Consider the following 21,899-nt stretch of genomic DNA (forward strand, 5'->3'; position numbering starts at 1 on the left):
CGATCAAAAATTTCCAGTGCGGTTTCAAATTCTTCAGGAACCACCTCGTTGGCGCCCAGGCGGCGTAGCTCTTCCACCTCGCGCACATAACGAGTTCGAGCAATCAGGTAAACACTGGGATTGAGTTCCCGGACTGCTGAAACGATCTGTCGAGTTGCCGTTGCTTCTGCAATCACTACCACAACCGTTCTTGCCTGCCGAATTCCTACTCGGTTCAACACCGCTTTCTGGGTAGCGTCACCATAAACCAGCGGCTCACCCAGGGCCTGTTCGCTACGAACCGTATCGGGGTTGGTTTCCAAAACTACATAGGGTACCTGTGCACGTTTAGCAGCTCGAGCCACGTTACGCCCATTGATACCATAACCAACAATCACTAGGTGATCCTGCATATCATAGCGAGAAGAACGAATCTGTAGACGCAAGCCCTTGTAAAGCCCAGCTCGCAAACGTCGAGGCCAGGGCAGATGTAGCAGGGACTGTGTCAATTGAGGGGCTCCAGCAATCAGGAAAGAGGTGAGCATCATCGTCAGGACGATCACGGTCAGGAAGAGTTGTTCATTGTCAGGACTTAACAGCTGGAAGCGGCTACCCGTTGTGTTGAGCACAAAGGCAAACTCGCCCACCTGACACAAACTAAATCCGGCAATCCAAGCCGTGCGGAGTGGCATTCCCAATAAAATCGCCACCACCAAAAGTATGAACAACTTGAAGACTAAGACAGCTAGCAAGACAGCCAGCACCAGCCCAAGATGTTCCCAGAGATAACCAATATCCAGCAGCATGCCGGCAGAAACAAAGAAAATACTGGTAAAAATCTCCCGGAACGGCAACACGTGTTCAAAGGCTTCGTGGCTATACTCGGACTCTGAAATCACCAAACCCGCCAAAAAGGCACCCAGCGCCAAGGAAATACCAACCTGTGAGAATCCCCAGGCTACTGCAAAGCAGATGCTGACAATGCTCAACAGGAACAATTCTGGACTGCGGGTACTGACCACCCGGTGCAACATCCAGGGGAGAACGTACTGAGATCCCAGCCAGATGAATAACGGTAGACCAAGACCAATCAACACCAGGCGAAACACATCAAGGCTCGATGTTTCGAGAACTTCTCCTCCCAACATCGGGGTCACCAGAATCATCAGCACCGCCGCAATATCCTGAAAAATGAGAACTCCCAGGGCTAGACGTCCCTGCATTGTCTCCATCTCCCCGCGTTCCTGGTAAAGCTTCAGCACAATGGCGGTGCTAGACAACGATAACAGCATCCCAAGAAACCAAGCCTGCGTGGCTGCCCATCCCAGTAGGTAGTGCGTCACGGCAAAGGTTCCCAACATCGTCAGGCCGACTTGTAGTGTCCCACCGATCAGGACGAGTGTGCGAATCTGCCAGAGCTTCTTCAGGGAGAACTCAATTCCGATTGAGAAAAGCAGCAGGATGACACCAATCTCTGCCATCACTTCGACCAGATGTACCTCGTGAATCAGCCCGAAGCTTCTGGGACCAACCAGCATCCCGGTAACTAGCAAACCTACCAGAATCGGCAGCTTCACCTGTCGGCAGCCGTAGATCACCACCACCGACAGACTGAAAATGATCACTAGATCTCGCAACAGCGGAATTTCCATCCCGAAACAGCCAAAAAATGTTGGAAAAGAGAAGGAAGAAGCTCTTGCTCAGAGCCCCTTGCGATGCCTAGGAAACGCGAACGGACTGCGCTACAGCAGTGTAGACTTTGGCTTGTGAGCCTGTGCTCGCTGGAGCAGTTGTTGGGTTTGCTGAGAAGCCTGTTCCAGCAAGGAGGATTGATCTAGGGTTTGCAAGACATGATCTTCAAGCAGGATCTTCCCATTGACCATGACCGTGCAGACATCTGAAGCCTGAGCAGAGTAGACAAGCAGTGCAATCGGGTCATGGCGTGGAGCCAGATGCGGTTGGGATGTGTTGATCATGATCAGGTCTGCCTGCTTGCCAACTTCCAGCGATCCAATCTGGTGATCCAATCCCAAGGCCTGAGCACCGCGGATCGTAGCCATTCTTAGGACCTCTGAAGCAGGGAGAGCCTTGGCATCGTGATTTCTCCACTTCTGGAGCAAGGCTGCCAAGTGCATTTCCTCAAACAGGTTGAGATTGTTATTGCTGGCAGCTCCATCCGTTCCCAAGCAAACATTTACTCCCTGATGCATCAGAGACTGGATGGGAGCAATGCCATTGGCGAGCTTGAGGTTACTACTCGGATTGTGGGCAATGCTCACCTTGCCTTCCCGTAGCAAGCGCTGATCCTGCTCATCAACATAGATTCCATGCGCCGCTACTACCGGAACCTCAAAACAATCGAGATCAGCCAGCAGTTGAACAGGGGTTTTGCCATGCTGCTGTCGACAGTTCTCCACCTCTTGTTCTGTTTCACAGAGATGCGTGTGCCACCCACATTGTAGCCGCAAGGATTCCTGCAGAATTTCACGCAAGTAACCCGGACTGCAGAGATAGATTGAGTGAGGGGCTATTGCAACACGAATCCGGCCTTCTGCTTGGCCATCCCAGTTTCGATGCAGGTCAACCGCATCACGGAGTATTTGTTCGCCCTGACCAGCATTATCGAATAATGTTTCACAGAGGCAGGCTCTTAAGCCAGCAGCTTCCACCTCTTCAGCAACCTGATCCATATGGAAATACATATCATGAAAACAGGTTGTCCCACCTCTGATCAATTCTGCCAGACCTAGACGGGCACCGATTCGCACGTCCTCTAGAGCCAGGTGATCTTCCAGCGGCTTGATCCGTTCCATCAACCAGGGCCAGAAGTCCAGATCGTCCGCATAGTTGCGCATCAGCGTCATCGACAAATGCGTGTGGCTATTGATTAACCCAGGCAGCACAATGCGGTCTTGTCCTTCAAGAATTCGGTCAGGTACAAAGCCTTCTGGGATTTCACCAATCGCAGCGATTTTATCATCGACAATCGCTAGGTCGGCCTGTTCCAACACCTCGTCTTTCTCGTTGACGGTGACCAGAGTGGTTTGTCGTATTAGTAGCTTCATGAATTGCTCAGACTTGCCAGTTTGCCAGATAATCCTGCTGCTCTTGGGTCAGCGTATCAATCGAAACTCCTGCTGCTTTTAGTTTCAAACGGGCCACCTGCTCATCAATCTCCGTGGGTACCGGATGACAATCTATGGCCAGCCTACCCGACTGCTGCACCACATAGCGTGCGGAAAGAGCCTGCAAGGCAAAGCTGGTGTCCATGATTTCCGCTGGGTGACCATCTCCACAAGCAATATTGACGATGTTTCCACCTCCCAGCAGATTCAGCCAATTTCCGTTGGAGAGATGGAATCCTTCAATGTTGGTACGTAACTCTCGACGCTCTGTCGACATTTCCGCCAAGCTCTCCACATCAATTTCTTCCCAGAAATGACCAGCATTGGCTAATAGGACGTTGTTCTTCAGCAAGGAGAAGTGTTCCCTGCGCAAGGCGTGACGCCCTCCGGTAACAGTCAACACTACATCAGCGATTGGGCAGGCTTCTCTGAGTGGCAAGACTCGACAGCCATTCATCATGGCATCGGCTGCCTTGACCGGATCAATCTCACAAACCACTACGTTTGCACCTAATCCTTGGGCCCGCAGTGCACATCCTTTCCCGCACCAGCCATAACCGATGATCACTACTGTTTTGCCAGCCAATACCAGGTTGGTGGAGCGCATCACTGCATCCCAGGCTGACTGCCCCGTGCCGTGTACATTATCGAAGAGGTACTTGCAACGTGCATCGTTGACCAGCATTACTGGAAAACGTAGTTGTCCAGCCTTGGCGCGTGCTCTGGCACGGAGTACTCCAGAAGTTGTTTCTTCACAAGCTCCAAGCATCTGTTCTCCATGTTGCCGCTGCGACTCATGGAGTAGCTCGACTAGATCTCCTCCATCGTCAATCACTACATGCGGTTGTAGTTCCAGCGCAATGCTCATGTACCGGCGCATCTCCTCCGGACTAGCACCATGACGAGCATAAACATGCAGTCCCTCTGCAGCAAGTGCGGCCACCACATCGTCTTTAGTTGATTCAGGATTACTACCTGTAACGGAAACCGTTGCCCCACCGGCTCGAAGTACCAGTGCCAGGTAGGCGGTCTTGGCTTCCAGGTGAATACAGACCGTTACCCGCTTGCCCGCAAAAGGTCGTTCCTGCGCAAATTGATCCTCTAACTGATTCAGGATCGGCATGTTGCGTCGTACCCACTCAATCTTTTGATAACCCTGACTGGCCAATTCTGGCGAAGAGATGATGTTGGACTGCATAATGATTTTTAATATATTTATTCAATCAGAAATATAAGTAGTATTTTTGCCTTTTCCAAGGCCTGCAAAATGTTGAATGATTCCAGTTTGTGACTTGTCTTTTCAGTGCTTCCTTTACATATTTGTGCAGTTTTGCGCATTTTTGTTCGCTATCCAATCCCAGGTAGAGCCCCGCATGCCCAACTTCATCTCACTGGTCGATTTACTACCACTGATTCCGGAACTGATCCTATTTCTGACCTTGGTGGTGGCGATGTTGGCAGATCTCTTTGTTCCGTCCAACCGCCGCAACGACGTACTCGTCAGCGTTTCGCTGGGAGGGATCGTGCTGACCATGCTTGCTGAGTTGCAGTTGTACGGCGCTGGTTACACAGGTTTCTACGGCACCGTGGTAGCAGATAACTTCTCGATCTTGCTGGAACTGGTGTACCTGCTAATCGGACTGATGACCATCCTGCTCTCACGGCACTATATCACCGAGAACGAGATGAACTTCGGTGAATACTACATCCTACTGTTGAGCGCGTTGATTGGGATGATGCTGATGTCTTCAAGTCTCGAGTTGCTGGTGATCTTCATCGGGCTCGAAATCATGTCGATTTCCAGCTATATCCTGGTTGGCATGAAACGCAAGGTGCCTGAATCAGGCGAGGCTGCGCTAAAGTACCTGCTGTTGGGCGCTTTCTCCACCGGATTTCTGCTGTACGGTATCTCACTGCTCTATGGCGCAACTGGAAGTACCTACCTCCCAGATATGCTGCAGCAACTACGCCTGGGGGCTGTGGAGACTCCGCTGGCTCTTGCAGGTATTGCACTGCTGACCATCGGCCTGAGTTTCAAGGTGGCGATCGTTCCTTTCCACATGTGGACACCGGATGTCTACAGTGGCGCACCAACACCGGTCACCGGGTTCATGTCTGCGGCTGCCAAAGCAGCAGGGTTTGCAATCATGATCCGAATCTTGCTGGTTGGAATTCCCTTGGAGCAAGTTGAGGGCTGGGAAACTATCCTTGGTTGGCTTGCCATGCTCACGATGACCATCGGCAATCTGGTCGCTTTACAGCAACAAAACGTGAAGCGCATGCTGGCCTATTCTTCTATTGCACATGCTGGGTACATGATGGTAGCCATTGCTGTAGGCACAACTGCTGCGATTGGTAGCGTTCTCTTTTACGTGCTGGCTTATGCGGTGGTCAGCACTGGTGCTTTTGGCATTCTGGCTATTCGCAATCGTGGACGGATTCTGGAGACTTACGAAGACCTGCACGGCTATGCGCGAACCAACCCGATGCTTGCACTGGGTATGAGCTTGATGATGCTCTCACTGATCGGCTTGCCCCTGACGGGTGGCTTTGTTGGTAAACTACGGATCTTCGGAGCTGCACTGGAAGCCGATTGGATTCTACTAACGGTCGTTGCGGTTCTCAACAGTGCACTTTCGGTTTACTATTACCTGCAAGTCATCGCCTGCATGTATCTGAAGGCAGGCGAAGAAACCTCTACAGTTGTAGAAACTCCACCACGACTGGCTTCTTTCGGAGTCGGTTTGACCGTCTTCGCTACGCTGTACTTGGGGATCTTCCCTGATGAATTTCTCCTACTCATCAACGAGTCCGTGAGGTCTCTGCTATGAGGTGCCTATGCCAATCAGAGGTCGATATCTTGCATACGGTGCCCATCATCCCAAGGGATTTAGCCTGATTGAGGTGATGATCGTTGTTGCGATCAGCGGCATTCTTGCAACCCTGGCTTATCCCAGCCTGGAAGGCTATCTGCAACGAGCCAAGCAAAGCGAAGTCAAGACTAACTTGGCGGCAATCCATACGGCAGAAAAGCTCTATCATGCCAGTAATGGGAGCTACACCGATGACTTCGCAGCTCTTGGAGTCGGCATTGCGGACGATGCCATTTACAGCTACGGCATCACGGCCACCGCCAGTACCTTCACCGCCACTGCAACTGCCAACCTGGATGACGATGCAACTGAAGACACCTGGACCATCAACCAAGACAAGCAATTGGTACAAACTACAGACGACCTCACTGACTAATTTTTTATTTCTCCTATTACTATCGCTACTACTCTCTGGCTGTCTGGCAAAAACCGTCTACTACTCTGACCCGCCCAATTCCGAAGCACTACTGCGCACATCTGCCTTCTCGCTGGAACGTTTTACAGGACGTCAAGCTGGTTTGTTTCGTGATATATTTATTCAAGAAGTCTATCGAATCCCTAATTTCGACTATCTGGATGAAGTAAGCCAGACACAACGCGAATACACCGCCCTGGTTGCTGCAGAGGTTGAAATTTTTTCTGTCCGTGATGAAGAAGAGACTCGCGGGAACACCCGAATTAATCTACGACCGCGCAATGTGATGATCCAGGAGCCTGGTCAAGAGATTGCGATCCCTCGACAGGCTTTTGAATTTGAAGAAATTCCTTTCAGTGAACGGGTGATGCACCGCACTTTGGATTTGGAGATTCGCTTCTCTTTTCTGAACGCTGGGAGCCGACAAGAGTTATATCAGGGAAATGAAAAGATCTCTTTTCAGCAGAGCTACGTAGGAGAGGCAGAGATTCTGGCGATGCCTCCTGCTGATAGTGAAATGATGAGGCTTGGGCGCTTGCTTGTGCAGCGTATGCTGGATCGTCTAAATCCTGTGCAAAAAAATCGCACTCTCGAGCTAGAAGTCGGCACCTCTCCCCTGCCTTGGAGCGGTGACACCGTGGACTTGGGGCATCCAAGAATCCTGCAGGCTAACCGCTATGCTGTCAGTGGAGATTATGACCGAGCGCTGAAAGGCTGGAGTTACGTAGTCTTTGAGCCTGTATCCTTTGGTGAATCTGAACGCTTCACCTTCGGTAACGAGCTCTACACGCGACTACGCCAAGCAAGATTGCCTCAAAACACACTCAAAGCTCTATTGCGCTTGTATGGAAAATCCTATTCACTGAAAGAGATAGACCCTGTACTGATCGCCCTGCTAGAACGTCAGGACTTTCAGCGCTACAGTGCAATCATCAAGTTCTACGCCCGTACCTCGCGGCCTCAAGATGGCCAGAATCTAACCGCTGCACACTTCAATCTGGGCTCTGTGTATCGATTGCAGCAACGGTGGTCATTGGCAGCTTATCATTTTGCGCAAGCCAACGCCTATCAGCCAGGAATCAAGTATGCGCAAGCCTGGACCGATATGCAGATAGCTGCTGGCAGCTACAATCCGCTAGACAATCTAGCAGAAAATACTATCGAAGCCGCAGGGACTACATCACCACCTGAAGATGCCTTGGTGCAGCCTCGTGCTGCTAGTGCTATCATTCAGTCTGTCAGCCAACCTGCGGAAATGGAGCCCACTCGTATTGAACCAGTGGAACTGCCGTTTCTCTCTGAAGATCCTGAATTTGGTTTGGAAATCAATTGAATCATCCAAGGAGGAATATGCGTTACCTGATCCTGTTACTGATTGTGACTCTATGTACAAATTTTACGGCATTGGCACGCGAAATCACAGTGACTGGAGTGGCAACGATCTATGACGAAAATATTGGTGGTGCACGGACTCAGGCCTTGAAGAACGCACAGCGTGAGGCTGTTGAACAAGGTGTTGGAGCCTACGTTGATGCGACTACACTGACCCAGAATTTTGAGGTCATCCGTGATGAAATCTTCAGTGCCAGCCAAGGATTCATCAGGGAGTTTCAAGTCTTGCGAGAAGGTCGCTCCAGTGGAGGTTCCGCCTACGAAGTAGTGATCCGAGCAGATGTCCAGGACAGCCGAATTGTCGATACTCTGACAGCACTCCGGGTGTTGCACCAGAAGATGGGCAACAAGCGAGTGATGATCGTGTATGCGCCAACCGATCCGAATGCTTTACCCCGCGACATTGGGCCTGTTAGCACAACCTTGTCTGTGATTCGGGATGAATTCAACCGCATGGGTTTTCGTGTTTTCAATGAGCAGGCAATGGAAGAGGTCTACCGGACGATTGAACAAGCTGCATTGGTAGATCGCCCAGTAGACAACCTGATTGCCCTGGCGTTGGATCAGCAGGCGGAAATCCTCGTACGCTTCGAACTAGTCGGTGGCAAACGAGATCAACGTGGTGGTGTTTTCTATGCGACCAAGGCTACCGTGAGACTCAGTGTCTATGATGCCAACACAGGCCGACAAATCGCTGATGTAGTCACCTATGGCAAGGAACTTTCCGCTAACCGGCCTGGTTCCTACGACTGGTTCAACATGCTGGGCAAGGCAGGCACTCGGGCTGGTAAAGATGCTGCTCAGGAAGCTATTGATCGAGTACTGTCCTACTACCAGAGCATTGGCGATATCGGCAACGCCTATCTGCTGGTCTTCCGAAATTACAGCATCGAGGAAGAAGATATGATCCTCGACTATCTTGAAAACACTCCGGGATACCAGCAACTCAGCGAACTCAAAAACACGAATCGCTACATTGAGATCGAGCTGTTCTCTTCTGAGGACAAAAGCCGTCTGCGACGTCAGATGCGCCGTGATCTACAAGAGAAAAATATTCCTCTGGTAGCCCAAGAAGCTACGGGTAACCGCATCGTCTTCCTCAATCCTCGAGCCCCCGCCATCGAAGAAGTAGCTGCACCAGAGCAGTTGGAAGTACCCCAGTAGCTCACCCTATCTTCATTTTGATCGATTCCCTTCTGAATAAGGCGGCAGGGATTTTAGTTTGCAACATCAATCCAGTCCGCCTAATTTTTCCCTCATTACCTACAAACTTTACTTAACGGACTTCTCTATGTTCGGTCACCCCCTTTTCTTAGACTTTCTGGAGAACTCATGAGCCAATTTGATGTCGTTGTGATTGGCGCAGGACCTGGTGGCTATGTCGCTGCAATTCGTTCATCGCAGCTCGGACTGAAAACCGCCCTGATTGAAAAATCACCCACCCTTGGGGGAACCTGCCTCAACGTGGGCTGCATTCCTTCCAAGGCCCTTCTCGATTCAACCGAGCACTACTACAACGCAAAAAATCACTTTGCGACCCATGGGATCGATGTTTCAGGACTGAGCCTCAACTGGGACAACATGAAGAAGCGCAAAGACGAGGTAGTTTCTCAGACTTGCGATGGTGTTATGTATCTGATGAATAAGAACCAAATCGAGGTGTACCAAGGCCATGGCAGCTTTGTGAATGCCAATACAATTCAAGTTCGCAAGGCAGATGGCAGTACAGAAAATATTCAGACGAAAAATACCATCATTGCCACTGGTTCTGAGCCTTCTTCACTGCCCAATGTACCAATCGACGGTAAACGTATTATCACCTCCACTGAGGCGTTGTCCTTGTCCAGTGTCCCGGAAACCATGCTAGTGATTGGTGGAGGAATCATCGGTTTGGAAATGGGCTCTGTCTACGCTCGCATGGGTACCCAGGTCGCTGTAATTGAATTCATGGATCGTCTGATTCCCACCATGGATCTCTCATTAGGTAAGGAAATGCAGAGAATTCTGCGTAAGCTTGGCATCAAGTTTCACCTGAGCCATGCTGTCCAGCAGGCTGTTGCCAGTGATGACAAGGTCGTGGTGACTGCCAAGAATAAAAAGGGTGAAGAAGTGAGCTTTGAGAGTGAATACTGCCTCGTAGCTGTTGGTCGCAAACCCTTCACAGATAGCTTGGGCCTCGATAAGATCAGCCTGCAAACCGATGAGCGAGGCAGACTCCCCGTCAACGACCAGCTGCAGACCGCCGTGCCCGGAGTTTATGGGATTGGTGACGTCATCCGTGGAGCAATGCTGGCACACAAAGCAGAGGAAGAAGGAGTGTTCGCCGCAGAAGTCATTGCTGGACAGCATCCCCACATGAACTATCGAGCAATTCCCAGCGTGCTCTATACCTGGCCAGAAGCCGCAGGTGTTGGCTACACAGAGCAGGAGTTACAGGAGGCTGGGCGAAGCTTCAAAATTGGTTCCTTCCCATTCAAAGCCTTGGGACGTGCCCGGGCAGCGATGGAAACTGATGGGTTGGTCAAGGTGATTGCTGATCAGGAAACCGATGAAGTGCTAGGTATCCACATGGTTGGAGCCCGGATCGCAGACCTGATTGCAGAGGCTGTCGTAGCTTTTGAATATCGTTGCAGCGCTGAGGATATTGCAAGAATGTCCCACGCTCACCCAACTTTTGCAGAAGCAATCAAGGAAGCTGCACTGGATGCTACAGACAAGCGAGCGATCCATATCTAATTGATTATCCAGACGATCTTTTTGGTCGTCTTCCCCCTTTGTCAAGAGTGCCGGTTCAAGGAGGCCAAATGCTGCTGCGCCAACGAGCCTTTGTCGTGTTCTGTGCCAGTTACCTGCTGACCCATAGTTGGGCCATTGCACAAGAAAATGAGCAAAGTGAAAAAGCTCTGTCGGAGACCCAGAATGCACTACAGCAGGTTGAAGATGTGCTCCAGCGTACTGAATCCACAGTACAGGAGGCAGAAACCCAGGCTGCATCTGTAAAGTCTGAACAGCCAGAAACTGCAGCTACTGAAGAGGCCACCATTGATCCTGTTGAACTGGCTCGTGATTGGAAAAAAATCTTTGATCAGGCGATGCAGGAATATGAATTCGGGGAACTGGAAAATAGCCTGAACAAGGTTCTACAAGCTCGTGAGTTGGCAGATCAACACTTCGGGCTACGAGATGAACGAACCCTTCGGGCTTATTTACTCCAGGCACTGCTGTATGGAGAACTGGGAGAACTTGAAATCGCCAACGAGCTCTACCAAGAGACTCTAGTCATCGCCATGGAGCAGCAAGGTACCAACTCCAACATCGTTTTGCAGATTCTTGATCAGTACGGAGGATTCTTTGCCGAGTTGGGTGAATACGAGATGGCTGATGTTGTTTATGAAAAAGCCTATCTTGTATCTACTGAAGCCTTGGGGGTACAGAATCCCCGAACCACTCTGCGCTTACAAACCTTGGCAAACAATGATGCGGAATTGCAACGCTATGAACTAGCAGAGCAGCGCTTACAGGATGCTCAAGCAACTCTCGTGACAGCAGTTGGGTCAGAAGCTTTGCCTACAATCAATGTCCTGGAAGACCTAGCACAGCTTTATCAGCGCCAAGGCAAATTACGTCCTGCTCTAGAACCACTGGAGCAGAGTTATGCCCTACGCACAAAGGTTCAGGGACCCGAGGAAACACAGACGCTGGAAACCAAGGAACGATTGGCAGAGTTGTATCGACAGTTAGGACGTCCCGACGAAGCAGAGCCAATGTTCCTGGAAGTGATCGCAACGGCAGAGCAGCTACTTGGAATTGCAGATCCATTAGTGATCGACGCAAAAAGTCATCTTGCTCAACTCTATGAAAATACTAATAACTTTGTTGCATCCCTTCGCTATTACCAAGAAGTATACGAAATCGACCAACAAATTCTTGGTGATGCTCATCCAAACACAGCAGGTGATCTGAACAATCTGGCTGGCATTTACCGTCGGCTTGGCCAGTTGCTTCAATCTGAAGCCACCTATCGACAGGCACTGCAAGCAATGAGCGCTGCACTCGGCGAAGGTGCACCTCAGACCATCTCTATCATGAACAACTTGGCTCTTGTCCTAGAAAGCCAAGGACTCTATGACGAAGCAGAACCACTTTATCAGAAAGCACTGGCACTTTCCCAAGTGGAGCAAGGCACAGAGCACCCAACCTCACTAGCGCTCAACAACAACATTGCCATGCTCTACGAGGCGCAGGGAGACTTCAGCCGAGCGGAGCGGACCTATCAGCAAGTTATTGAGCTCAACAAGACGGTCTTCAGTCCAACTCATCCAAACACGGTGGCCAGCATTAACAACCTGGCCTACCTCTACCTGATTGACCAAAAACCAGAACAAGCAGAAACTAATTTTCTCGAAGCTTACGAAATTTGGAAGGAACTCTACGGAGAAAAGCACCAGGATACACTCAAGGCACTTAACAATAGTGGCCGAGTTCAAACACAACTTGGCGAACTGGACCAAGCAGAAGAAACTTTGGTTCGCGCCCTCGAACTGCGTACTGAACTATTTGGAGGGCAGGAGCACGAAGACGTGCTGCGTAGTATGAATGATCTTGCCGTGCTCTACGTTGAGCAAGGTCGTGAGGATGAAGCCCTAGAACTTTTCCAGGAAACACTTGGGCTACAGGGCAAGGTCCTTGGAGAATTGCACCCTTACACCTTTGAGACTTTGAACAATCTGGCCAATCTCCAGCAAGAGATGGGAGATCTGGATGACGCCTACGAAACACGACAGCTGGGCTATCAGCGCCGTAACGAATTTCTGAACCGAATTCTCTGGGTAGCTGGTGACAATACCCGTCAGTCCTATATCAATCTCTATCGTCCTGAGTTAGATGCGTACATTCGGTTGCTGATTGAATTAGATGACGAACGCACTGCTCGAGATATTTTTGATATCAGCCTCCGGCGCAAGGGACTGCTACTGAAGATCACTAGTGAAACTCAGCAGGTAGTTCAGATGGCAGACTCTCCCGAGTTGCAAGTCGTCACGGAAGAGTTAACCGCTGCCCGCAAGGAGTTGGCTGCCTTGACGCTCTCTGGCCCCACTCCAGAAACTCGTAACAACTTTCCTCAGTTGATCAACGATCTCGAAAATAAAGTCAACAGCCTTCAACTACGTCTAGGAGAAGCGAGCGCTGTCTTTCGGCAGGCAATTCAGCAGGTCAGTGTTGAAGATGTGCTTGATGCTGTTGGTGAGGAACACGCACTGGTCGATTTTTTCGCCTATCGTGATGAAAACGATGAGTGGTCACTCTGTGTCATTATCCTGAATGAAGGTGAACTCTACTTCTATAATTATGAAGAACTGGAGCCATTCAAAGACATGATCATGGAGTTGCGTGACTACATGATGGATGTGACTGTCATTGAGGACGATATCAAACTGATTGCCCAAGAACTCTATGAGCCGCTCTGGGATCCAATCACTGAATTTCTAGAAGACAAGGATTCGATCTTCCTGATCCCAGACAGCGTGCTGAATGTATTGCCCTTTGACGCATTGGTTGATTTTGAGGACCAGTACCTGATTGAGACCCTGAATCTGCGGTTAATCAGTTCTGCTCGAGATTTGGTCATCGATCCGCTGGAACCTGCTGAGGGCGATGTGCTCATCATCGCGGGCCCAGACTATGATTCTGATGAAATCAGCAACTCTCCAGAAGCTCGTATGGTTGCTTCCAGTAAGCGTTCAGCAACCGTAAACTCTGGCATTCGCATGGGTAACGGTCTGCGTGGGCTAAACTTCAGTCCCCTTCCTGGAGCTGAGAAGGAAGGTGAAGTGATTGAAGAGGTTGTGGGTGACAAGGAGCGCAGCACAATCTTTTTTACTCGGGCTGCAGCTGAAGAGAAAGAGTTACGTAGTTACAACGCTGAGAAGGTTCCTGAGATTCTTCACATTGCGACTCATGGCTTTTTTCTGAAAGAACAGGAACGTCTGGCCAAGCGCATCATGGGCATGCAGCGTGGTAGTCAAAATCCAATCCCACCTCCAGCAGATAACCCCTTGTTGCGTGCTGGCTTGGCCTTCGCTGGGTTGAATCCGAATGCTCCGCTGTTGGGTGAAATCGATACGGACAATGACGGAGTTTTGACTGCGATGGAGGTGCTCAGCCTAAACTTGACTGGTACCCGCCTTGTCATTCTATCTGCTTGTGAGACGGGCCTAGGTGAGATTCATGAAGGTGAGGGAGTCTATGGTCTACGCCGTTCCTTTCAGGAAGCTGGTGTTGACTCCGTAATCAATTCCTTTTGGGAGGTCGCTGACGACGGTACTCAACTCCTGATGACCAAGTTTTACGACAAATACCTGGATGGTATTCCCCCACGAGAAGCCATGCGAGAGGCCCGTCTTGAAATGGTTGAGGACTTCCGCTGGAGCAGCCCCTTCTATTGGGGTGCTTTCGCCATGGTTGGTCGTCGCGAATAGCTCGTCACTTCTACAGTAGGGAGATCCATCTCCTCCATGCTTTCTCTCCTACCAGTTGGCCTCCTCAGACTCCCGCTGTCACTTTCTACAGTTCCTACATTCTGTGACAAAAGGCCAAAAACTTGCTAAAAATTTTGCTAAAAATGGGCAATCCAGTGATTGTCTGAAGGCATCGATCAATCATCATTTGGAATCGTAATGCTGCGCTGGATTGGGAGGATATTGCTGCTGGGGCTGATTACCTTTTTGGGACTAAGCTACTGGAAACTGGAGCAAATTCGTCAACCCATTGAACTTAAAGAGATCCCACGCTGGCAAGTTCGTGAACTTGGTACTGAGCAGTGGGAAATCCAATCCATCAGCGACCCTGAACGAAAAACCATTGTTTGGTTTCGAGGAAATCCCCGAGGCCTGCGTTGTGACACTTCCATACTACTCACCGGAGTACAGCAGGGTAAGAATCTGCTGGATGGAAGCGCTGTCCTCAATGATCCAGCCAACACTGTGGCAATGGAGCACCCTATTCGTGAATATGTCAGCAAACAGGTCTGGCTGAGCTATGGGGTTGCTGAGTGGTGGAATGTAGGAGAGTTGATTCGTCTGGAAATGCTCCATACTCTTGGTGCCTTACAAGCCCTGCTACGTTATACCAACGGTTCACTAGACGGAGATGCTCGCTTCACAGAGCAAGTTGTGCTGGCTGGAGGCAGCTTTGGAGCTCCCTTCACTGCGGCTCTAGCCAGCTTGGAGAATGAGAACGTTTCGGGGTTATTGCTGATTTATGCGTTCACTGATTTTGAAGGACTCTTTAACCGTGAGTTTGTCCGTCAAGGCCGCATTCATTACAAAATGCCTTCTGAACCAGAAGGACTGTTTGCTTGGAGCAAGGATCTTGGACTACGAGCGCTGGCAGGTAGCCTTGCCTGGTTCCTCTCAACTCTCTTGGAATATGGTGAGATGGAAACATATTTACCTAATATTCGGAATACTCCCATCCACTTCATTAATGGTCGTGACGACCGCCTTTCACCGCAGTCTTCCTACGGTCTTCTCTGGAATGCGGCACCAGATCCAAAGTCTGAACTCTGGCTGCCAGGAGACCACATCAATCCGGGAGATCCTGCGGCGCTGCTACAGGTCTCTGAATACATGTACGAGTGGGGGAAGGCTCAAGGGCTGCGAGATTGTGAGGAATTCGACTCCCAATGATCACTGATCAAGGAATTCACCAGGTAGGGTTGTGAACTGGAGTAGTACACCAGGGTGACCCTGCGCATCGGGAATGATGGAGAAGGAAAATTCCTGATTGCGAAAGACCTGAATTCGGCTCAGTGGTTGTTCTTCCTGAACCCAATTGGTCAGATTCCAGAAATCAGGGCTGAAGCGTGATCCATAATGCACCGAGATTCCTTGCAGTAGGTTATCCATCAGGGAACGTTGCCAGGAATCCAGGCGCAGTTCAAAACCGGAGAACTCGCAGTTGCCCGTCTGGTCATCAAATTGGTAGCGGAAGCGCAGGTCCTTCCACATCGGATCAGAGCGTAATTCTGAAAAGCCTTCTCCTTGACGCAGAGAATCACAGGTTTGGCGCGACTCATCCAGTAGTGAGAGTTCCACAGCAGCTACAGGTACGGCACAAAACTTCAATACACTCATCAAGAGCACTAAAGTCCTGCAAATTCTCATTATTCTCCGTCTTGAATATCCAAAAAAGTTGAAAGAACTCATACATACGCACATCTGACATTGCCAAGATCTTGACACTCGGCGACAAAGTAAGGGATAGTACCCTGATTTCCAGAGACGGTCGGTGTTCCCAGAGCACTCATAGTGTCGGCTCTGGTGGAAGTGAATACCACCACTGTAATCTACTCCCAGTACCAAGGAGGCTATGCGCTATCTCTGGCTCGTATTCTTCGCCGGATTTCTTTACCTGAGTATCGTTTTCATCACCCAGAATCTAGATCCGATTGTGATCCGGTTCAACCTTGATGAACTCGGTCTGAATTTCCGGTTCGAGCGCCCAGTTTTTGTACCGATCTTTGTAACGTTGGCGCTGGGTATCCTTTTCTGTGTGGCCTACTTCTTCACTTATCACTCTCAACTCAGAGTCCTGCACCGCAACCAAGTGATGGAAGTCAAGCGCCTCAAGCGTCTGGTCCTGCTGGAGCGCAACAAGAACCAGTCCCTTGAGCAACGTAATCACGAACTACAACAAATCGTTGAGCGCATGCAATACTTGCTTGATGACAAGGAGTGGTCAGAGGAACCACGCCGCTTACCGGAAAAGACTGCAGAACCCGCCTGATTCTCTCTACACCTCAGAACACGAAGTCGTGGTCCACTGTGACCATGACTTCAAGCCTTTGCCTCCCATACTCTACCATGCCTCTAACCGGATGATGGATCTCGTCCATAATCCCCAATTCAAATGGATCTTTTGTCATCACTGTCCGGCGGAGCGTGTGCTTGAGGCAAGCGTTTTTCCAACCACCTGTGAAGACCAGTTGTTTCAGACCCCTCTGCCACACCAAGTACTCACTTAGTCGCTCTGACTGGGCATTGATTGAGTCTTGCTCTAGTGAGGGAATCACAGTCACTTGGTCCCCTAAGGATCTTAGGAATTTTGGTGGTTGCTGCTCCGTCTTTTGCAGATTCAGCAAAATCACATTGACCTGTTCCTGTAATAGTCTCTGTAGATGCTGCTGAAGACTTTTCTGAAAATCCTGTGAGTTCTTGACTAGCCTGCTGGCCTGAATCGCATATTCATCTGCATGTACCACTACATAGGCAATTTGCGGACCGCTCACTAAACCAAAGGAACTCGCTGTACTCATATACATAAACTTCGCTAAAGCATGGATCACTAAATAATCTTATTCTAAATTCGTATGGAGAGGACTCCGCATACTTTTGAGAAAATCCAATTGACCGCACTAACTCAAATCAAGAAATCTTTTCTACTTATTTTCAAACAAAATCGGTCTTCCAGAAAATCGGCGTGTAGTCTCATCTTTGCTAACTATTTTTCATTCACATTATCACTAATGAAAAACTGATACTACCTGACTGATTGGGCTTCCGTAGAATACGTTGTGTGGCTAGAGCCAGCTCTAGTAGAAAACGAGTATGAAGAGAGAGGATGCGATTGGCTCTGTTTGAATTATATTTATTGCCTTTTGCCGTGTCGTGATTTCTTAGCAAGGAAATGGTCGTAGTCGCTACTGAGGTGTTCTCACATATGAGAAAGAATATTTGTTCGAGAGTAAAAAAATCGCTACCCGCTTGGTAGCATCTCACACTCGTTCGAAATCGTTATTGCATTGGCTGGATGCTTCGGATAATTGCCAATAAACATTGCTCTTACAAGAAACCAGCTTCTCGTGCCTCTTGCTCTACTTCTTCGAAATCCTGCATCACTTTGATCTCAGCATCTTTCTCAGTATAGCTACAGTGTTCGATCAGGTAACGCTGTAAGGCATAAGTCAGATACGCTTGGTACTCGCGACTGTACTGATTATCCATAAATATTCTCTAATTTTATTTTTTCATATTAGAAAACGTCCCATCTCTTTTACTCCAAGTAGGAATCACAGGTGCTTGAACTAACTAGACACAGTAGTTTTCTTCGTATTGAACTATTCAATTTGGTATCGAATTATCAACACACAGACCCTATATTGCTGAATTAAGTTTCAGAGTTTAATTTGTTGAGTTCACATAACTTGGGTGCTCAGGTTGATATTATTCGATGTTGCCAATCAAAAAAGTTTCTTTTGCATTCATTTCATGAACTGGATAGACTCATTTAAATTAGCAGCTTTAAACTGCTATAACTAAGAGAAAACAGATTACAGAATAAAAGTAACTGATTCTGTAATGATTGCTTACGAACGCTCTTTGCACTAACTTGCAGAGGATAGCGTACTATCTTAGAGGCGAAGCAAAGTTTACTTTGCTAATTGATCAACAGCTAACTGAGGAAGACCATGCCCAGCGTACAAGAACTTGAGAATCAGATTGCAGAACTGCAAAAGCAAAGAAAAACTGCGTTACGGGATGAAAGAAACAAGGATCTGTCTCTCGTCAGGGAAATGTGCAAGAAGCACGGATTTACTGCGCGGATGTTGAAAGGATACTTGGCGGAAGGAAGAAACAGAAGGAAGAAGTAAAGATTACGCTAGTGGATTAAAGCTATCCGAATTTGTTTACATTAAATAAGGGGAGCTTTAATCTACTTTTTCTCAGGCTCGTGGCTCAGATCACCGACCTCAAACCAGGCCCAACTCACCTATAATCAATCCATCTTCAGGCGTAAAGATCTACCGAGTTCGGTGATTTTTTTGAATCTTCTACTGGCTTCTCTGCTGCTAATATTTCTAGTTTGAAGATCAGATCTGCGTTGGGAGGAATACCAGCTCCAGACATTCCAGAAGGACCATACGCTAGCTTGGCAGGAATTTTGAGTTGTAGCTTAGTACCAACCCGCATTCCCTCCATGGCTTTTTCCCACCCCTTGATAACCATGCCTTCGCCATGGTTATATTCAAAAGGCCGTCCCTTGTCGATGCTGCTGTCGAACTTGGTAAAGTCGCTAGCTAACCAGCCTTCATAATGAACGCTGAGCTTACTGCCAGTTTCAACTTTCTCCCCCTTGCCCAACTCCTCAACGTAGACCATCAACCCACCAGGTAACTTCTTGAAGGAAGCATCCATCGCCAGTTCAGGAGCTGGATTTTCTTCCTTTACACCATTGGCTTCTTCCCCTTGCTTGCCTTCGTCCGTGACAGGGGGAGTGTACTTGGTACGCAGGTTGGTGAAGGTGTTATTGCTGATATTCATCTACACCGAAATGCGTTGCTTGCCGAATTGGGCTGATCCATCAAAATAGTAACCCGAATCGGAGAATTGTCATCACCTTGAGCCACTCCTTGGCTGACATCCATGTAAAGCTTGATCGACTCACCTTGCAGGTTGTACTGATCGGTTTGCACTTGGGCATTGCCTTCCAATAAGATCAGTTGGGTTGCTTGCTCCATCCTTACAGAATCAGCACGGGCTACTCGCCCAGGCTGCTCGAAGCATACCGCTCGTTCCGCATAGACTGTTTGAATCTGCTGAGTTGCATCAAACTCCACCTGGACCCGACCACCGTAGATCCGTAGCTGTTCTGGTGACTTGAAAAGCTCTACCGCTCCTTCCAGCAAAAGACGCCGAACTTGGCTATTGAGCGTTGCCTGAGCTGCCTGTAGAGTCACCATCTCTGGAGAATCACTGGTTGGTGGCAATTCCTCTAGACTATTGAACGCTTGCTGTCGACGAATTTCATCCAGGTCTAATTCCATCTGAGCAGGCTCCGCTTCACTGCGTCCCTGTAGGAGCACCTGTTGTCTTAGCAGGTCGGCCTGCATTAAATTACCACTGATTTTTCCTTGCTTAGCGCTAGCACGAAACTCTTCGTTGAAGCGCAAGATCTGGACCGGTCCTCGCACATCTTCGTTCGCAAATCCTTCTTCTGCACGCTCATAGAATAGAAATCCGGCCTGCAAGGTTCACTCCCACTGTTCCACCTCTACAGCCCCCTCACTACGCATTTTCTCGTACTTTTCTTGGCGCACTAAGTTGAGTAACTCAGAGCGGAAGCGTAGCTGTTCTCGTGGCAATTCTCCCTGAACTTCACCACGAAATACCAACTCACCCTTTTTCTGATCACCACTGAATTCTTGGGCTTGCAGTTGTAGACGTCGCATCTCAGCAAACTGTTCAATCTGTTCTAGCGCTTCGGTTGTCGGGGAACGCGGCAACTTCTGCAGCGCAGCACGCAGATCTTCTTTCGTGTCAAAACGAATTCCTACCAAAGACCGCAGATCCCTGAGAATTTCCAATGGTAAACCTGCCTGACGCAAATGGATCAGGGTGTTGCTGGAAAGTTCATAAGCATTGCTACTCTGTGCCCAGACAAAATTGGTGAGGCAGCAGAAGATCAGCGACAGCAAGCCGATTCGGAAGCGCATCATAGTGTCACCTTATAGAGGAGTTTTGCTTGTAGTGCAGAGCTGCACGTGAGAAGGAAACAAACAAAGGATGTGGGGCGAAGGGCTTTGATTTCAACTCTGGATGGTACTGGCAGCCAATGAACCAGGGGTGATCTGCCAATTCAATGGTTTCTACCAGGTCGCGATCCAGATTTCTGCCAGAAATCACCAATCCTGCAGATTCTAGTTGAGGAACAAATTCGTTCATCACTTCATAGCGATGACGATGACGCTCACGAATCTCTGGTTTAGCATAGATTCGCGCAATCTGAGTTCCTTCCCGCAAGTGGGCCGTATATGCTCCAAGACGCATTGATCCACCAGTATTTTGTTGTCCTTGCTGCTCTGACATTAAATCAATCACATTTTCATCATGGGAACTCTGAAATTCTCCAGAATTGGCATCCTTCAGATTGGCAACATTGCGCGCGAATTCAATCACAGCCATCTGCATTCCCAGACAAATGCCAAAGAAAGGAATTTGTTGTTCTCGTGCATGCTGAACAGCCAAAATTTTTCCTTCTGTACCACGTTCTCCAAAGCCTGGTGCAACCAACACAGCATGAGCGGGAGCTAGCATTGGCCCAACTGTCTTTTCTGTGATTTCCTCGGAGTTGATATAGATTAGGTTCAGACGCAGGTTGCAGGCAATGCAGCCATGCACGAGCGCTTCGTTGAGGCTTTCATAGGTGTCCCGCTGATTGACGTACTTTCCAACAAAGGCAATGGTAATTTCATCAATTGGCTCTTTGTAGGCTTCCACAATATCTACCCAATTCTGAAGCTTGGGGCGTCGTGTCCACATCTGCAGCAACTCAATGATTTTGTCATCAAGCTTCTGCTTGTGATAGACGAGCGGAATCTCGTAGAGAAAATCAACATCCAGCCCATCAATCACCGCATCAACAGGAACATTGGTGAACAAGGCGATCTTCTCACGCAACTTATCCGGCAAAGGTTCTGGTGTCCTGCAGATCAGCATATCTGGCTGAATCCCAATCTCTCGTAGCTTACCCACACTGTGCTGGGTTGGCTTGGTCTTCATCTCTGTCGTATAGATGATCAGCGTTAGGTGAATATAGAGAGTGTTTTCACGACTATAATCATGACGAAACTGACGGATCGCCTCTAGAAAGGGTAAGGACTCAATGTCACCTACGGTACCGCCGATTTCCACGATAGCGATATCTACATTATCACTAGCCCGAAGCACTGCTTCCTTGATCTCATCAATCACATGAGGCACAACCTGAACAGTTGCACCCAGGTATTCACCGGCCCGTTCCTTGCGAATGATTTTATCGTAGATCTGCCCCGTTGTGCAGTTGTGAACTCGAGACACGACGGCATTGGTATAGCGCTCGTAATGCCCCAAATCCAAATCAGTCTCTGCCCCATCCTCAGTAACATAAACCTCACCGTGTTGGAAGGGATTCATGGTTCCTGCATCAATATTGATGTAAGGATCTAGTTTCATCAGACTGACGGTTAGGCCACGGCTCTCGAGCAAGGCACCAATGGAGGCTCCGGCAATGCCTTTGCCCAGGCCCGAAACAACGCCACCGGTGATGAAGATAAATTTGGTCTGCATAGTTGAATAT

At 49.1% G+C, this 21,899-nt stretch carries 18 protein-coding genes; 8 read left to right on the forward strand and 10 right to left on the reverse strand.

Annotated features, from left to right (window positions below; genetic code table 11):
- The 3 genes from P8O70_06275 to P8O70_06285 all read right to left on the reverse strand — a co-directional run.
- Nucleotides 1-1,631 (reverse strand): cation:proton antiporter (locus tag P8O70_06275; protein ID MDG2196480.1); only part of this gene is annotated, 1,631 nt, incomplete at its 3' end.
- Between the two features lie 90 nt (nt 1,632-1,721).
- Nucleotides 1,722-3,044 (reverse strand): amidohydrolase, encoded by a 1,323-nt coding sequence (locus P8O70_06280; GenBank protein MDG2196481.1) that lies wholly within the window; start codon nt 3,042-3,044, stop codon nt 1,722-1,724.
- Between the two features lie 7 nt (nt 3,045-3,051).
- Entirely contained in the window at nt 3,052-4,302 is a 1,251-nt protein-coding gene (locus P8O70_06285; protein ID MDG2196482.1) for an adenosylhomocysteinase, read from the reverse strand.
- A gap of 175 nt (nt 4,303-4,477) precedes the next feature.
- Between P8O70_06285 and P8O70_06290 the strand changes: the two genes are divergently transcribed.
- From P8O70_06290 to P8O70_06320, 7 genes are all read left to right on the forward strand, one after another.
- On the forward strand, nt 4,478-5,935 hold the full coding sequence (locus tag P8O70_06290; GenBank protein MDG2196483.1) for an NADH-quinone oxidoreductase subunit N: 1,458 nt from the start codon (nt 4,478-4,480) through the stop codon (nt 5,933-5,935).
- Between the two features lie 7 nt (nt 5,936-5,942).
- Nucleotides 5,943-6,353, forward strand: coding sequence for a prepilin-type N-terminal cleavage/methylation domain-containing protein (locus P8O70_06295; GenBank protein MDG2196484.1), 411 nt, complete (start codon nt 5,943-5,945; stop codon nt 6,351-6,353).
- Nucleotides 6,280-7,725 (forward strand): hypothetical protein, encoded by a 1,446-nt coding sequence (locus tag P8O70_06300; protein MDG2196485.1) that lies wholly within the window; start codon nt 6,280-6,282, stop codon nt 7,723-7,725. Before P8O70_06295 ends, P8O70_06300 begins: the two co-directional genes overlap by 74 nt.
- A 17-nt stretch (nt 7,726-7,742) precedes the next feature.
- Nucleotides 7,743-8,948, forward strand: coding sequence for a flagellar assembly protein T N-terminal domain-containing protein (locus P8O70_06305; protein MDG2196486.1), 1,206 nt, complete (start codon nt 7,743-7,745; stop codon nt 8,946-8,948).
- 168 nt (nt 8,949-9,116) lie between these two features.
- Nucleotides 9,117-10,520, forward strand: a complete 1,404-nt coding sequence (gene lpdA, locus P8O70_06310) for a dihydrolipoyl dehydrogenase (GenBank protein MDG2196487.1) — start codon at nt 9,117-9,119, stop codon at nt 10,518-10,520.
- Between the two features lie 68 nt (nt 10,521-10,588).
- On the forward strand, nt 10,589-14,263 hold the full coding sequence (locus P8O70_06315; GenBank protein ID MDG2196488.1) for a tetratricopeptide repeat protein: 3,675 nt from the start codon (nt 10,589-10,591) through the stop codon (nt 14,261-14,263).
- A gap of 198 nt (nt 14,264-14,461) precedes the next feature.
- Entirely contained in the window at nt 14,462-15,472 is a 1,011-nt protein-coding gene (locus P8O70_06320) for a hypothetical protein (protein MDG2196489.1), read from the forward strand.
- Here P8O70_06320 and P8O70_06325 read toward each other — a convergent pair whose 3' ends face one another.
- Nucleotides 15,473-15,919, reverse strand: a complete 447-nt coding sequence (locus tag P8O70_06325; protein ID MDG2196490.1) for a hypothetical protein — start codon at nt 15,917-15,919, stop codon at nt 15,473-15,475. It abuts the gene before it with no gap.
- Nucleotides 15,920-16,154: 235 nt separating this feature from the next.
- Here P8O70_06325 and P8O70_06330 point away from each other — a divergent pair, with 235 nt between their 5' ends.
- A complete protein-coding gene (locus tag P8O70_06330) occupies nt 16,155-16,571 on the forward strand; it encodes a DUF1049 domain-containing protein (GenBank protein MDG2196491.1) in 417 nt (138 codons plus the stop codon).
- 13 nt (nt 16,572-16,584) lie between these two features.
- Here P8O70_06330 and P8O70_06335 read toward each other — a convergent pair whose 3' ends face one another.
- The 6 genes from P8O70_06335 to P8O70_06360 form a co-directional block, all read right to left on the reverse strand.
- Nucleotides 16,585-17,100, reverse strand: coding sequence for a hypothetical protein (locus P8O70_06335; protein MDG2196492.1), 516 nt, complete (start codon nt 17,098-17,100; stop codon nt 16,585-16,587).
- 526 nt (nt 17,101-17,626) lie between these two features.
- The gene (locus P8O70_06340; protein ID MDG2196493.1) at nt 17,627-17,788 is read right to left on the reverse strand and encodes a hypothetical protein; all 162 of its coding nucleotides are present in this window, start codon (nt 17,786-17,788) and stop codon (nt 17,627-17,629) included.
- Nucleotides 17,789-18,571: 783 nt separating this feature from the next.
- A complete protein-coding gene (locus P8O70_06345; GenBank protein ID MDG2196494.1) occupies nt 18,572-19,105 on the reverse strand; it encodes an FKBP-type peptidyl-prolyl cis-trans isomerase in 534 nt (177 codons plus the stop codon).
- Nucleotides 19,102-19,812, reverse strand: a complete 711-nt coding sequence (locus tag P8O70_06350; GenBank protein MDG2196495.1) for an LptA/OstA family protein — start codon at nt 19,810-19,812, stop codon at nt 19,102-19,104. Before P8O70_06350 ends, P8O70_06345 begins: the two co-directional genes overlap by 4 nt.
- Before the next feature lie 3 nt (nt 19,813-19,815).
- Nucleotides 19,816-20,280, reverse strand: coding sequence for a hypothetical protein (locus tag P8O70_06355; GenBank protein MDG2196496.1), 465 nt, complete (start codon nt 20,278-20,280; stop codon nt 19,816-19,818).
- A 4-nt stretch (nt 20,281-20,284) separates the two neighbouring features.
- On the reverse strand, nt 20,285-21,889 hold the full coding sequence (locus tag P8O70_06360) for a CTP synthase (protein ID MDG2196497.1): 1,605 nt from the start codon (nt 21,887-21,889) through the stop codon (nt 20,285-20,287).
- Between the last annotated feature and the right edge of the window lie 10 nt (nt 21,890-21,899).

The sequence above is a fragment of the SAR324 cluster bacterium genome, assembly GCA_029245725.1.
GTDB lineage: Bacteria > SAR324 > SAR324 > SAR324 > NAC60-12 > JCVI-SCAAA005.

Bases quoted from the DNA above. Each gene is read 5' to 3' on its own strand.
- P8O70_06280 (MDG2196481.1), bottom strand. From the start codon at position 3,044: ATGAAGCTACTAATACGACAAACCACTCTGGTCACCGTCAACGAGAAA.
- P8O70_06285 (MDG2196482.1), bottom strand. From the start codon at position 4,302: ATGCAGTCCAACATCATCTCTTCGCCAGAATTGGCCAGTCAGGGTTAT.
- P8O70_06290 (MDG2196483.1), top strand. From the start codon at position 4,478: ATGCCCAACTTCATCTCACTGGTCGATTTACTACCACTGATTCCGGAA.
- P8O70_06295 (MDG2196484.1), top strand. From the start codon at position 5,943: ATGCCAATCAGAGGTCGATATCTTGCATACGGTGCCCATCATCCCAAG.
- P8O70_06300 (MDG2196485.1), top strand. From the start codon at position 6,280: ATGCAACTGAAGACACCTGGACCATCAACCAAGACAAGCAATTGGTAC.
- P8O70_06305 (MDG2196486.1), top strand. From the start codon at position 7,743: ATGCGTTACCTGATCCTGTTACTGATTGTGACTCTATGTACAAATTTT.
- lpdA (MDG2196487.1), top strand. From the start codon at position 9,117: ATGAGCCAATTTGATGTCGTTGTGATTGGCGCAGGACCTGGTGGCTAT.
- P8O70_06315 (MDG2196488.1), top strand. From the start codon at position 10,589: ATGCTGCTGCGCCAACGAGCCTTTGTCGTGTTCTGTGCCAGTTACCTG.
- P8O70_06320 (MDG2196489.1), top strand. From the start codon at position 14,462: ATGCTGCGCTGGATTGGGAGGATATTGCTGCTGGGGCTGATTACCTTT.
- P8O70_06325 (MDG2196490.1), bottom strand. From the start codon at position 15,919: ATGAGTGTATTGAAGTTTTGTGCCGTACCTGTAGCTGCTGTGGAACTC.
- P8O70_06330 (MDG2196491.1), top strand. From the start codon at position 16,155: ATGCGCTATCTCTGGCTCGTATTCTTCGCCGGATTTCTTTACCTGAGT.
- P8O70_06335 (MDG2196492.1), bottom strand. From the start codon at position 17,100: ATGAGTACAGCGAGTTCCTTTGGTTTAGTGAGCGGTCCGCAAATTGCC.
- P8O70_06340 (MDG2196493.1), bottom strand. From the start codon at position 17,788: ATGGATAATCAGTACAGTCGCGAGTACCAAGCGTATCTGACTTATGCC.
- P8O70_06345 (MDG2196494.1), bottom strand. From the start codon at position 19,105: ATGAATATCAGCAATAACACCTTCACCAACCTGCGTACCAAGTACACT.
- P8O70_06355 (MDG2196496.1), bottom strand. From the start codon at position 20,280: ATGATGCGCTTCCGAATCGGCTTGCTGTCGCTGATCTTCTGCTGCCTC.
- P8O70_06360 (MDG2196497.1), bottom strand. From the start codon at position 21,889: ATGCAGACCAAATTTATCTTCATCACCGGTGGCGTTGTTTCGGGCCTG.